The sequence below is a fragment of the Frankia sp. RB5 genome, from assembly GCF_059816245.1.
Genome location: NZ_JCBATA010000040.1, coordinates 1 through 12185, shown reverse-complemented (window position 1 = coordinate 12185; position 12185 = coordinate 1). Strand labels below are relative to the sequence as shown.

The 12185-nt window shown below is 72.2% G+C and carries 13 protein-coding genes; 5 read left to right on the top strand and 8 right to left on the bottom strand.

The window, feature by feature from the left end; genetic code table 11:
* Positions 1-38: 38 nt before the first annotated feature.
* Positions 39-335 (top strand): DUF1330 domain-containing protein, encoded by a 297-nt coding sequence (locus AC6EXY_RS20610; protein ID WP_101831293.1) that lies wholly within the window; start codon positions 39-41, stop codon positions 333-335.
* Between the two features lie 208 nt (positions 336-543).
* Here the strand turns inward: AC6EXY_RS20610 and AC6EXY_RS20605 are convergent, their stop codons facing one another.
* The 3 genes from AC6EXY_RS20605 to AC6EXY_RS20595 all read right to left on the bottom strand — a co-directional run bounded on the left by AC6EXY_RS20605 (position 544) and on the right by AC6EXY_RS20595 (position 5062).
* Positions 544-1278 (bottom strand): dienelactone hydrolase family protein, encoded by a 735-nt coding sequence (locus AC6EXY_RS20605; RefSeq protein ID WP_499817958.1) that lies wholly within the window; start codon positions 1276-1278, stop codon positions 544-546.
* 198 nt (positions 1279-1476) lie between these two features.
* Positions 1477-3066 carry a hypothetical protein gene (locus AC6EXY_RS20600; RefSeq protein ID WP_499817959.1) on the bottom strand — a complete coding sequence of 530 codons (1590 nt, stop codon included), beginning with the start codon at positions 3064-3066 and terminating at the stop codon, positions 1477-1479.
* Positions 3067-3676: 610 nt separating this feature from the next.
* Positions 3677-5062, bottom strand: a complete 1386-nt coding sequence (locus tag AC6EXY_RS20595; protein ID WP_165818317.1) for an MFS transporter — start codon at positions 5060-5062, stop codon at positions 3677-3679.
* 311 nt (positions 5063-5373) lie between these two features.
* On the opposite strand from AC6EXY_RS20595, the gene AC6EXY_RS20590 reads away from it, so the two are divergent.
* Together AC6EXY_RS20590 and AC6EXY_RS20585 are read left to right on the top strand one after the other, a co-directional pair.
* Entirely contained in the window at positions 5374-6174 is an 801-nt protein-coding gene (locus AC6EXY_RS20590) for a class I SAM-dependent methyltransferase (protein ID WP_101831289.1), read from the top strand.
* Between the two features lie 67 nt (positions 6175-6241).
* A complete protein-coding gene (locus AC6EXY_RS20585) occupies positions 6242-7045 on the top strand; it encodes a class I SAM-dependent methyltransferase (protein WP_499817960.1) in 804 nt (267 codons plus the stop codon).
* 53 nt (positions 7046-7098) lie between these two features.
* Here the strand turns inward: AC6EXY_RS20585 and AC6EXY_RS20580 are convergent, their stop codons facing one another.
* Positions 7099-7425: a type II toxin-antitoxin system PemK/MazF family toxin gene (locus AC6EXY_RS20580; protein ID WP_499817961.1), complete on the bottom strand. Its 327-nt coding sequence runs from the start codon at positions 7423-7425 to the stop codon at positions 7099-7101.
* A 306-nt stretch (positions 7426-7731) separates the two neighbouring features.
* Between AC6EXY_RS20580 and AC6EXY_RS20575 the strand changes: the two genes are divergently transcribed.
* Complete coding sequence (locus AC6EXY_RS20575) at positions 7732-8028, top strand: hypothetical protein (RefSeq protein WP_499817962.1); 297 nt, start codon at positions 7732-7734, stop codon at positions 8026-8028.
* Here AC6EXY_RS20575 and AC6EXY_RS20570 read toward each other — a convergent pair.
* A complete protein-coding gene (locus tag AC6EXY_RS20570; protein ID WP_101831286.1) occupies positions 8003-8683 on the bottom strand; it encodes a class I SAM-dependent methyltransferase in 681 nt (226 codons plus the stop codon). The genes AC6EXY_RS20575 and AC6EXY_RS20570 overlap by 26 nt on opposite strands.
* Before the next feature lie 108 nt (positions 8684-8791).
* Between AC6EXY_RS20570 and AC6EXY_RS20565 the strand changes: the two genes are divergently transcribed.
* Positions 8792-9007, top strand: coding sequence for a hypothetical protein (locus tag AC6EXY_RS20565; protein ID WP_499817963.1), 216 nt, complete (start codon positions 8792-8794; stop codon positions 9005-9007).
* 297 nt (positions 9008-9304) lie between these two features.
* Here AC6EXY_RS20565 and AC6EXY_RS20560 read toward each other — a convergent pair whose 3' ends face one another.
* The 3 genes from AC6EXY_RS20560 to AC6EXY_RS20550 all read right to left on the bottom strand — a co-directional run.
* Positions 9305-10318 (bottom strand): glycosyltransferase, encoded by a 1014-nt coding sequence (locus AC6EXY_RS20560; RefSeq protein WP_101831285.1) that lies wholly within the window; start codon positions 10316-10318, stop codon positions 9305-9307.
* Complete coding sequence (locus AC6EXY_RS20555; protein ID WP_499817964.1) at positions 10315-11511, bottom strand: glycosyltransferase; 1197 nt, start codon at positions 11509-11511, stop codon at positions 10315-10317. Before AC6EXY_RS20555 ends, AC6EXY_RS20560 begins: the two co-directional genes overlap by 4 nt.
* Positions 11512-11595: 84 nt before the next feature.
* The coding region (locus AC6EXY_RS20550; RefSeq protein ID WP_499817965.1) for a TCP-1/cpn60 chaperonin family protein at positions 11596-12185 on the bottom strand (590 nt) is incomplete at its 5' end.

Sequence of the window (12185 nt, the reverse complement as noted above, 5' to 3'; positions counted from 1 at the left end):
CGAAGTCAGACGTGCCCGGCCGAACACAGGAGGTTTCCATGGCTACTAAGGGCTACTGGGTCAGTGTCTACCCCGCCATTTCCGACCCTGAGATGCTGACTGCCTACGACAGGCTGGCCCGTCCGGCTGTCCAGGCTGGGGGCGGGCGCCTCCTGTCCCGTGGCAGTCGAGTCGTGGCCCACGAGGCCGGAATCACGCAACGCGTCGTTCTGATCGAGTTCGACAGCTTTGAGCAGGCCGTCGCGGCATACGAGAGCGAGGCATACCAGAAGGCGCTGGTGGCCCTCCCCGGCAGCGTCGAGCGCGACTTCCGCATCATCGAAGGAATCGACTGACCGGCGGGCCCAGCCATCGCTGAGCATCCGTCACCTGAAACGCACACGCTGCGTGGTGGACGGCATCGGGCACTCCGCCAGGATCACCGCGCGCGCCGCGCTCCTGGCGGAGGTCGCCGCCCGCGTCGCGGCGACCAGAGGACCGCTCCACGGGCTCCTGACCGCGGCGGAGCTGATCTGCGACCCTGGCTCGGAGGACTGCCCTACCTCACGTCAGGTGCCGGGCGAGGAACCGGTTGGCGTTGTCCCCCTCGTACGGCGGGACGCCGGTGTGCCCGCCCATGTTGACGTGCAGGCCCTTCTCCTTCGAGCCGAAGGCGTCGAACAGGTCCAGGGCCAGCTGCCGGTCGTTTCCCTCGTCGTCCCACTGCAGCAGGACGTGCAGCGGGATGGTGATCTGCCGGGCCTCGTCAACGATGGAGCGGGGCACGTAGCTTCCGGCGAACAGCACCGCGGCCGCGATGCGCGGCTCGACGACCGCCAGCCGGACGCCGATGGCGATCAGCCCTCCCGCGAGGCCGACCGGGCCGCCGATCCCGGGCAGCGTGAGGAGGGCGTCCAGCACGGCCCGCCATTCCGGGACGGCCCGGTCGACCAGCGGGAGGACGAGCCGGTCGACGACCTCGTCGGCCGGCTTCTCGCCGGCCGCCAGCGCCCGGCGCAGGTCGGCGCGGGCCTGCTCGGCGTCGGCGTCGCGGGGCCGCTGCCCGCTCCCGGGCAGCTCGAGGGTGGTGGCGGCGAAGCCCTGCGCCACGCAGCCCCGGGCCCGCCCCGCCAGTCGGGGGTACATCCTTTCCAGTCCACCGGGGTGACCGAGCAGGATCAGCGGCGCCGGTGCGGCCGCGGCCTCGGGCGTCCACAGGATGCCGGGGATCTCGCCGAGGGTGAAGGCGCGTTCGAGGACGCCGCCGTCGTCGAGGCGCTGTTCGGAGGTGAAACGCATGGTCGTGCCTTTCGGGAGCGCGCGGTGAACGGCGCTCCCGGACGACCTACCGCCCGACCGTGACCCCGACGGGGAGCACCCCTGTCGATCCTGCGTTCACGGGTACCACCTCCTCGTCCTCTCGCACGGCCACCGGCACGCTAACAGGGGCCGCCATGATCCGCCAACAGGTTTTCGCGTGGACCGGATCGCGCCGGGTCAGGGAGCGGCCCGCAGGGTGCGCAGTTCGGCGGTGAGATCGTCGGCCTGGCGTTCGGCGCGTTCGGCGCGGCTGCGGGCCTCGGCGCGGGCGTCGGCGAGGACGGCGAGGCGTTCGGCGGCGGCCTGGCGTTCGGCGTCCAGGCGGGTCTCGTACTCGGCGCGGATCCGGTCGATCTCGGCCGCGGCCGCCGCGCGGGCCCGGTCGACGTCGGCGGTGGCCTGCTCGCGCACGCGCGTGGTCTCGGCGGCGGCGTCGGCGCGCAGGCGGGTGGTCTCGGCGTCGGCGGCCTGGCGTAGACGCAGGGCCTCGGCGCGTTCGGTGCGGATGTCCTCGCGCAGCGTGTCGCGTTCGGCGCGGGTCTCGGTGAGGGTGCGGGCGTCGCGCTCGGCGTCGCGACGGAGTTGGGCGAGGTCGGCCTGGGCCTGGTCGCGGGCGGCGAGGGCCTCGGCGACGCGGGCCTCGGCGTCGGCCACGACGTCGCGGACACGGGTGTTGGCCTCGGCCAGGGTGGCGCGGATGCGGGTTTCGGCGTCGGCCTGGGCGGTGTCGATCGCGGCGGTGGCGCGGACCTGCGCGGTCTGGATCGCCTCGGCGGCGTCGCGACGGGCGGCGGTGACCGCCTCGGTCGCCTCGCGCCGCGCGGTCTCGGCGGCCTCGGATGCCGCCTCAAGCTGGGCGGTGAGGTCCTCGACGTGGCGTTCGGCCTGGTCGAGGGCGTCGGCGGCCTCGGCGGTGATCGCCTCGGCCTCGGCGCGGGTGGCGGTGGCGGCGCGGGCGTGCTGCTCGGCGCGCACCGCGCGGGCGACCGCCTCGGCGACGCGTTCGGCGGCTTCGGCCTCGGCGGCCTCGACCTGCGCCTCGGCGGCGGTGACGTCGCCGAGCAGCGCCATCTGCCGGCCGAAGGCGTCCAGCACTCGGGTGAGGTCGGCGGTGATCGTCTGGACCTGGGCGGCGAGCTCCTCGGCGCGGGCCCGTCCGGCGGCGAGCGTCGTGCGGGCCGCCCGGGTGGCGTCCATACCCCGCCCGGGCGTGCCGGTGCCGCCCGGGCGGGACGCGGCGTCGGCCTGGGCGGCGAGGTCGCGGCGGCGGCGGTAGGCGGAGAGCCGGTTGTGCGCCGGGTCGTCGCAGTAGGCGGGCGGACGGCCCGGCCCGTCGGCGGGTGCGCTCGGGCGGGTGCAGCCGGGAAACGCGCAGCGCACCCCTGCGCCGTCGGGCGGCGTCTTCTCGTCCGGCGCGCGCGGTGCCGGTGGTGTCCGCGTGGGCGCCGGGTCGGCCGGGGGACTGTCCGCGGCGAGACCGGCGGCCAGGTCACCGGGCCCGGTGACGCCGGCGCCGTCCGAGGACGGGGGGATGGGCGGCGCCGCGTCCACTCCGTCGGCCGAGGGGTGCCTGCGTGCCGCGAACATGTCGCCCACTGTCGCATCCGGCGGCGTATCCGCCCCGCCGGGTGTGCCCGCCTGCCCGAGCGGGGGAGGGGAGTCGCCCGTCGGGGGTTCGACGGCGGGTCGCGGGACCGGCGGGCGGAACGGCTCCTCGGGTTCGGACGGTTCCTGCCGCTGCCGCGGCGGGCGAGGTACCCGGCTCATCGCGCTCCCACTCCCTCTCCATCCCCACGCCGCATCCGTCATTACGTATTGTCGCGCAGGTGAAACGTTAGTACGTATCGTTATACCTCACGACGTAACGGAACACGAAACACCCCCGTCGACGTGTCGGATCCTGACGCGCGGGAAGGGAAGGTTATCGAGCGTTAGAGAAGTCTCCCGACTGATGATCTTCGCGTCGTGGCCGCGCGGCCCGGGGCACCGTTCTGGCAGTGTCACGGCGGCCTGTGTCGCGAACTCGGGGGCAAACCGGACACGACACGCGGAGTTCGCGACACGGTGCCGCCCTCCCACGCGCGCGCTTCCCACCCACGGGACGTTCGCCCCCATGCTCGGCCTGCTGGTCACTCGGTCTGCTGGTCGAGCCGCCGCCGTCGGCGATCATGGATGTCGGGTGTGGGGTCGCTGTACGTGAGTCCGCTGGTGGCGGTTGCAGGACTGTCGCAGGACTGAGGCAATCGCCGTCGCGAGGCCGTGGGTACCCGTTCTCGCGACGGCGATCGGGAGCGCAGACTGTGCCGGCACGCCCACGCCGACCGGCCCGGCCCGGCGTGGCCCCGCGAGCCACTACAGGTCACGGGGCACCGCATCATCAGTGAACGTCAGCTCCTTGGCGGGGAAGCAGGGGGATGCTCGCCGCGCAAACCGCCGTGATGATCAGGGTGAGGATCAGGCAGGGCAGAACGCCGCTCGAGACGGCGCCCGGCGTGCTGGCGGCCAGGTAGATGGTCGACACAGTGGCGGAACCCGCAGCATTAACGAGCTGCTGCACGGCGTTGAGCACGCCGCTGGCGCTGCCGGCCTGGGCCGGGCTGACGTCGCCGAGGGCGACAGCGAACACGGCCCCGAAGCAGCAGCCCATGCCCAGGCCGGTCACGAGCAGGGGAACGGTGATCCAGGGCACCGGGTGCGGCTGAGCGGTGATCAGGACGGTCAGACTCAGGACGCCCAGAGCAAAGGTCGCCACGCCGATCGAGACCACGGTGCGGCCGTGGTCGATGATGTGCCGGCGCACCGTGAACGAGGCGGCGATGATGCCGATGGACATCGGTGCGGTGGTCAGAGCGGCATGGAATGGGCTCAGGGCGAGGCTCTGCTGCAGATAGAGAGCCGTGACATACATGGTTCCCGTGACGGTGCTGAAGAGCAGTGCCCCGAAGACCAGGCCGGTGACGAAGCCGCGGTTGGTGAACAGTGACCGTTCCAGCAGGGGCCGTGTGGAGCCCCTCTGCTGCCATCCCAGGGATGCCAGTGCGAGGGCGCCGGCCGCGATTGCCGACAGGGCGCGGGGGCTCCAGCCACTGGCGCCCCCGTCGATCAGCCCGGCCAGCAGCAGACCGAGGCCCGCCATCAGCGCCACGGCCGCTCCGGGCCGGATGCGGACAGCGATGTCGCCGGTGAACGCTGGGATGAACGTCAGCCCTGCCGCGAACAGGAGGACGCCGAACAGGACGTTGACGAGGAACACCGAGCGCCAGGCCAGTCCGAACGGGTCGGCACCGATCAGCAGTCCGGCGATCATCGGGCCGCTGATCGACGACGCTGCGAGCAGCGGCCCGAACAGACCGAACACCACCCGCATCGACTCGTGGGGAACCACCCGCATCAGCAGGACGAACCCTTGCGGGACGAGCAGACCACCGAAGGCTCCCTGCCCGATACGAGCGGCGACGAGGACCAGCGGGGTGGTGGCGACGGCGGCCGCGAGGGAGCCCAGGGTGAACCCCGCCAGACCGGTGAGGAAGATCCGACGGCAGCCGAACCGGTCTCCCAGACGCCCACCAATGATCATCAGGGAGCCCATGGGGAGGGTGTAGCTCGCACCGAGCCAGGGTTCCAGCGACGACGATGCGCCGAGGTCACGGACGATAGTGGGTGCGGCCACGTTGGTCACGGTGGTGCTGAGGAGGTCGAGCACGTCGGCGGCGACCACCAGCAGGAAGACGATCCACGCTCGCAACGGAAGGTTTTGGGACACGGCGAAGCACGCTCTCTGCGGAGAGAACCAGACAGCCTGTACTGAGGCTGTCGTGCTGGCCGGAAGTCCCGACACGCTCAGAGCCTGTTTCGGCTCTCAGGAACGAGCGCTGCACCTTACGGTCGCAAAAGTAGCATGAGCCGGGCCCGGTGATCGTCGTATGCGGCTGCGACCAGCCGGTCGCGAGCCCTTGGACCGGCCCACACTTGCCCACGCGCAGTGCCGTCGCCGAGATGCGACGTCACCTCTACCGGCGCGGCTCAGGCCTTGCATGATGGCCGGGATACCTGATCAGGCGAGGAGTCGGCGCGATGCCCAGCCCGTCCTACGGCGACGTGGACTACGAGACCCAGGGGGGTGGGTACGTCCGCGGTCGGCGTACCGATCCGCGTATCGCCGCGCTGGTCCACGCCGCGCTCGGCGACGCGCGGACGGTTCTCAACGTGGGCGCGGGCGCGGGTTCCTACGAGCCCGGCGACCGTCATGTGCTCGCGGTGGAGCCGTCCGCCGCCATGCGCGCCGCGCGGCCACCGCACCTGCCACTGGCGATCAACGCGGTCGCCGAGAGCCTGCCGTTCGACGACGGCAGTGTGGACGCGGCCATGGCGATGGTCACCGTGCACCAGTGGTCCGATCCCGACCGTGGCCTGCGGGAGCTGCGGCGGGTCAGCCGCGGACCGGTCGTGGTGCTCACCTTCGACCGTGACGCGCTCGACCGCATCTGGCTCACCGACTACGTCCCGCAGCTCGTCACCGCGGACCGTCCCCGCTTCCCGGCGATCGAGCGCATCGAGGCGGCACTCGGGGGTGAGGCGACGGTGACCCCGGTGCCCGTGCCCGCTGACTGCGCCGACAGGTTCATCGAGGCCTACTACAGCCGGCCCGAACGCTTCCTCGACCCGGCGGTGCGCGCCCGCCAGTCCGTCTGGGGATTCGTCGACCCGCGCGCGGCCGAGCAGGGGCTGGCGCGGCTGCGCTCCGACCTCGACTCCGGCGCCTGGGACCAGCGCTACGGCGCGCTGCGCCGGCAACCGGCGTTCCTCGGCGCACTGCGCCTCATCACCGGCCCGCCACCCCAAGTGGACAGCGCCCCGGGAGGCGTCCGCCCGTGAATCCCCTGACGACACGGATCGAGGAAAGCGGACATCGACGCACACAGTGACAGTTAGAGTCCTGACGGTGTCCAGTCGACAGATGCTGCGGTACAGCGACGATGTTCTCGGCGGCCCGCAGGCGGCTGAGCAGGCCCGGCTCGCCGCCATGGCCACGGTCTGCGACCCGACGACCATCCGCATCCTCGAGGAGCGCGGTGTCGGGGCCGGCTGGCGCTGCCTGGAGGTCGGTGCCGGCAGCGGGTCGATCGCGCGCTGGCTCGCCGACCTGGTCGGCGCCGACGGCCACGTCGTCGCGACGGATGTCGACACCGGCCACCTGAGCGACCTCCCGGCTGCGCACCTCACGGTCCTGCGGCACGACATCACCCGCGATCCAGCGCCGGACGCGGCGCCGTTCGACCTCATCCACGCCCGTTTCGTCCTGGAGCATCTCCCCGAGCGGGAGGAGGTCCTCGACCGTCTGGTGACCTGGCTGCGACCGGGCGGTGTGATCGTGATCGAGTCGATCGCCGGCTTCCCGCTCGACTCCTCACCCCACCCCCCGTTCGGCCAGGCCATGCGTGCCGTCGACGAGGTGCTCGCGAGATCCATCGGCACCGACTCCACATGGGCCCGCCAGTTCCCGGCCCCGCTGGCCGGCCGTCACCTCGTCGAGGTCGGGACGGCCGTCCACCTCCCGCCCACCGGCGCCGCCAACGCCTCGGCGCTGTGCTGGACGCTGACCCTGACCCGCCTGCGCGCGCGTATCCGCGAGCTCGACCTCGCCTCGGACGACGTGCTCGACGACGCGTTGGCACTACTGGCGGATCCGGCCTTCTTCGACCTCGCCTTCGCGACGGCGATCGCCTGGGGCCGACGACGCCCCTGACCTCAGGACGGCCCATCGTCCTGGACGTGGCACGCCCTGGGCTGATCGGACGCTCAGGCCTGCGGGAGGACCTCGCTGAGCCGGAGGGCCTCCCTGATTTGACCGACCTTGGACTCCGAGAGCGCTCCGGCACGCTCGATCAGGTCCTGCTCCGTCACGGTCGTGAGCCATGTGCAGGGGACCATGCCAGGACGAGGAAAGGCCACCCGTACAACCCCTTCGAGGGGAAGCCCGTCGGCCGAACCCAGCGCCACCTCGAGCCCGACGCCGGTGATGTCGACGGTGGCCGGCTCGACGATGTGCATTGCCTGGAACGTGGCGTTCGACGGCTCGGACAGCAGCACGACGGGCCGCCGCTCGCCGAAGTCCGCCCACCACACCTCGCCACACCGCACGAAGCTCTCCCGTCTGGTCGCCTTTCACTATCCCCGCGGCCAGGATAGTGAAAGGCGAAACATCCTCGCCTGCCCGCCGGTGCGGCACGCCAGACGTCCCAGTCCTGATCGGCGGGGACCACCGGCCGAAAACCGATAGACAGCGCCTGTACCACGGGCAGTCGTTGTCGTTGGCGCGGTGCGACAGGAAGACGTCTGGGACGTCGATACGATGCCGTCCCGGTAATCATCCCCACGGCATAGCCCAGGCCCTTTGGCCATCCGGTGCGACAACATCGCCAGTAGCAGAGCGTGACGGGTGGTAAGCTCCATGCTCTGCACAGTCTGCTCAAGTCCGGCGCACCGCAGTACGACGACCCGGCCACGTCGTCCCGCGTGTACGCGGTCAGCCGGCCCGGGCTCCGGGAGCTGCTCGACGAGACGGCGCTCGGCGACACCATCCGCATCGCGGAGGCCGCACGATCGAGAGCGGCGACGATCACGGTCGGTGACTGTGACCGGCCCGGTAGCGGGCAGGTTTCGGCCGCGTTGGTGGGCAGGGGCAGCGCAGTGGTCGGGTTCGTCAGCGGCCTGGCCGGGCGCCTGTGAGTCCGATCAGTTCCGGGACCGGCTGGTCGCCGTCGTCTTCCGCGGTCTCCCGCAGGACGAGCCCCGCGCCGGTCAGCGCGTTCAGCAGCACGGGTAGTGGGACGTTGACGACCCCGACCCGGGAGCGGATCCCGTCGCCGAGCAGAGGATGTTGCTCGACGCGCTGGTGGCGGCGGTAGCCGGGGTGGACGGTGCAGGCGCCCTGGCTGTCGCGTTCGACGAAGACGCCACCGAAGCAGGGATGCGCGCCGACGACCACCAGGCGGCCGCCGGGGCGCAGCACGCGGTGGGCCTCGGCGAACACCGGGAGCAGGTCGTCGAAGTCGGTGCTTGTCATGATCATGGTGGCGGCGTCGACGGACTGGTCACGGAGGGGGAGCCGCTCGGCGCTGGCAACCACCGCGGTGAGGCCCTTGCGGCGGGCAAGGTCGATCTGGGGCGCGGAGATGTCGACGCCGATCAGCTGCCAGTCCAGGCCGGTCAACGCGGGGGCGTGCGCACCGCCGCCGCAGCCCAGGTCAAGGCACAGACGGCCGTGGCCAGGGCCAAGGAGGCGCGCGAGGAGGCGGTCCGCGGCCCGGGCGAACGGCAGTCCCAACCCCCCGGTCGCATAGGCGTCGTACCAGCCAGCGAAATCGTCGTAGCGCTGTCGCATCTGACAAGATGAGCAGAGACCTCCCCGCCCCGCCACACATTTTGCTGGCGATCGTGAATACCGCGCTGCCCTCGCCGAACGACCGTCGCGGCGCTGACGGGCGAGGGTATGCGCGTGGTCGCGGCCGCGCGGACGGTGACGCCAGAGCTCAGGGATCTGGGGGCGGCCGACGGACCGGCGCGGCTGGTGGAGGCTGCGCTGGCGGAGCTGGGCGAGTTGGACGTGCTCGTCAACAATGTGGGCGGGGGTGACGGCGGGGCGGTCGCGGGCGCCCGTACCCGCGACTCGACCACCGCGGCATGCCGCGCCAGGATGTCGCTGTAGTCCCAGTGGCGGGGTGCGAAGACCGCGAGCAGGCCGGCGACGAGGCGGCTGACTTCGCTCTCGGGCAGGGCGAGAACCCGGTCCACGATGCCCGCGGCCCGCGAGTGCGCCTCATTGCCTTCCTCGCCAGGAAGGAACAGCTTCGCGATGACCCGGCCGGGGTCTGCGGACAGCGTGACCGGGTGGCGGGTGACCAGGTCGGCCTCAAGGGCCGAGATCATCCGCTCGCCGCGTGGGTTTCGTGGTCCACGGTTGTCTCACCGCTGGGGAGACCGTTTCGGGCCGGGCCTCGCGCGCTCACGGCGCCGCCAGCAGGCGACGGGCATGCTGCGCCGTTGAGAGCAGCGCGAGAGTCGACTCCGCTCCCTGGTTGATGTTGCGGCCGTGTGGCTCGAGACCGTCGCAGCAACCGCCGGTGAGGGTGTCAAGGAGTGGCACGACGCTGTCGTTGTCCCCGAGGAACCACGCCTGGGCCCGTTCGAGCCCTGTCAGCCAGCGGGTCTGGCCGGTGAGGTCGTAGGCACGGGCACAGGCGTCGGCGAGGGTCGCGGCCTCGATGGGCTGCTGGTCGAAGCCGGGCTCGCCGTCTTCGCCGGGTCGCCTGCCGCCGACCGGCGTGGGCGACAGCCGGCCGCCGCGGGTCTCCAGGTCGAGCAGCCAGGCCAGCAGCCGCAGGCCGGACGCGAGCACCGCCTCGTCCGGCAAGCAGATACCGGCGAGGATCAGCGCCTCCGGCACGGCGGCGTTGGCGTACCGAAGCGCCGGTTCCGGCCAGGGCCAGGCCGGGTCGACACCGGGCGGGCCGATCGCGGTGACGGCGGCGGCGAGCAGATCACGGGCGGGCTGATGGTCCGGGTAGACGAGCAGCACCTCGCCGGCGCCGAGCGCGGCGAACGTCATCGCCCGCGGCCAGCGGGAGCGTCGTCTGGCGCTGGCCCGGAACCGGCCCAGCGCGGTGTCCCGCGCCCGCAGGGTGGGTGCCCGCGCAGCCACGGTGCCGAGGCCCCACAGTGCGCGGCCCCACCAGTCGCCGAGGCCGGGCTGGTCGCGCCAGCGCCCGGCGGTGTCCCGGCGGTTGCGCATCGCACCGTCCGGCGACTGCGCCGCGACGACAAAGGCCAGGTAGCGTTTCAGGAGCCGGACCAGTTCGAAGGGCGGATCCGGCTCCCGGGCGAGGACGACCATCCCGCGGGCGACGTCGTCCACGCAGTAGCCGTGCTCCCGACGGGGAACCGCGCCCAGGGCGTGCTCGAACAGGCCGATGTCGTCGCTGAGGCGGAAAAGGTGCGCGAACGACACGTCGGCGATCATCGGGTCACCGCCGCCGGCCTACTCAGTTCGCTTCTCGCCCGGGTCGGCCTGCGTCCGGTCCGGGTGACCAGCCCGGCGGCGAGCCGCTGGTAGCGGTGGGCGACCGCGGGCCACAGCAGGTCGGGGGCGTGTGCGGCGGCGGCCCGGGCCAACTCCTGGATCTTGCTGTCGTCGGTGACGATGCTGCGTATCGCGGCCGCGATCGCCGGGGCGTCGCCGTGTGGCACGAGCAGGCCGGTGCCGTCGCCGAGAAGTTCGACGGCATGTGGGAAGCGGGTGGCGACGATCGGGCGCAGCGCCGCGACCGCCTCGATGAGCACGCCGGAGGTCACCTGGTCGCGGGAGTCGTAGGGCAGCAGCACGACGTCAGCGGCGCGGACCAGGGCGCCGAGCGATGCCGCGTCGCGGTAACGGCCGTCGAAGCTGACCGACCCTGCCACGCCGAGCCGACGGGCCTGGGCGACCAGGCTGTCGCGGTACGCCTCCCCTTCCCGGGCGAGGACCTTGGGATGGGTCTGGCCCGCGACGAGGTAGCGCGGTGTCGGGTCGAGGTCGGTCAGCGCCGCCATCGCCGCGATACCCCATTCGATGCCCTTGCCGGGCCCGATCAGCCCCCAGGTCAGGACCGTCGGCCGGCTCGACCGGGCCGGCGTGGCGCGGCGGTTGTCGGCGGCCCCGTGCGGGATGATCACCACCAGGCGCGGATCGACCTCGTAACCGGCGGCGAGTCGCGCCCGCGCCGTCTCGGTCATGACGACGACCGCGTCCGAGGCGGCGGCCACCGCCTCCAGGACGTGGCGCTGGTGCGGGGTCGGGTGCACGAGCACCGTGTGCAGGACGACGATCAGCGGAACGTCGAGGTGGCGCAGCACCTCCAACACCTCGTCGCCGTCCCGGCCGCCGTAGATGCCGTATTCATGCTGCACCACCGCGACGTCGAACCTGTTAAGCAGCCGGGCGGCGCGTTGCGGACCGCCGGGGGTCCCGGCCACCAGGTCTCCAACCACCCCGGTCGGGGCGGCTCGCGGTGGACTCGGCCCGGCGGGCGCGTCCAGCAGGCGCACCACCCCGCTGGACGCGCCGGGCGCGCAGTCAGTCAGCTGTTCACGCAGGGCCGCCGTGAACGTGGCGAGCCCGCACTGCGTCGGCGGATACGTACTGAGGAAGCCGTAGCGCAGGGGCACCCTGCTCACCTTCCGGTCGACGCCGGCGGAAGCCACCGGCAGGCGCGCGAGCGTAGAGCTCGCTTGGCGTACGTCCAGGAAGGCAAAGCGGGGTTAGAAGCCCATGCCGCCCATGCCGCCCATGCCGCCCATGCCGCCCATGCCGCCCCCATCGGCAGCCGCCGCGGAGTCCGACTTGTCGGCGATGACAACCTCGATGGTGAGGAAGAGGCCGGCGATCGACGCGGCGTTCTGCAGCGCCGAGCGGGTGACCTTCACCGGGTCGATGATGCCGGTGGCCACCAGGTCGACATATTCACCGGTGGCCGCGTTCAGGCCGTGGCCGATCGGCAGGTTGCGGACCTTCTCGACGACGACGCCGCCCTCGAATCCGGAGTTCGCCGCGATCTGCCGAACCGGCGCTTCCATCGCCCTCTTGACGATGTTCGCCCCGGTGGCCTCGTCGCCGGACAGGTCGAGCTTCTCGAACGCGCTGACCGAGGCCTGAAGCAGGGCCACGCCACCGCCGGCGACGATGCCCTCTTCGACGGCCGCCTTCGCATTGGAGACGGCGTCCTCGATGCGGTGCTTCTTCTCCTTGAGTTCGACTTCGGTGGCGGCGCCGACCTTGATGACGGCGACGCCGCCGGCGAGCTTCGCGAGCCGTTCCTGGAGCTTTTCGCGGTCGTAGTCGGAGTCGGACT

Bases quoted from the DNA above. Each gene is read 5' to 3' on its own strand.
- AC6EXY_RS20560 (WP_101831285.1), bottom strand. From the start codon at position 10,318: ATGATCGCCGACGTGTCGTTCGCGCACCTTTTCCGCCTCAGCGACGAC.
- AC6EXY_RS20605 (WP_499817958.1), bottom strand. From the start codon at position 1,278: ATGCGTTTCACCTCCGAACAGCGCCTCGACGACGGCGGCGTCCTCGAA.
- AC6EXY_RS20590 (WP_101831289.1), top strand. From the start codon at position 5,374: ATGCCCAGCCCGTCCTACGGCGACGTGGACTACGAGACCCAGGGGGGT.
- AC6EXY_RS20565 (WP_499817963.1), top strand. From the start codon at position 8,792: ATGCGCGTGGTCGCGGCCGCGCGGACGGTGACGCCAGAGCTCAGGGAT.
- AC6EXY_RS20610 (WP_101831293.1), top strand. From the start codon at position 39: ATGGCTACTAAGGGCTACTGGGTCAGTGTCTACCCCGCCATTTCCGAC.
- AC6EXY_RS20600 (WP_499817959.1), bottom strand. From the start codon at position 3,066: ATGAGCCGGGTACCTCGCCCGCCGCGGCAGCGGCAGGAACCGTCCGAA.
- AC6EXY_RS20570 (WP_101831286.1), bottom strand. From the start codon at position 8,683: ATGCGACAGCGCTACGACGATTTCGCTGGCTGGTACGACGCCTATGCG.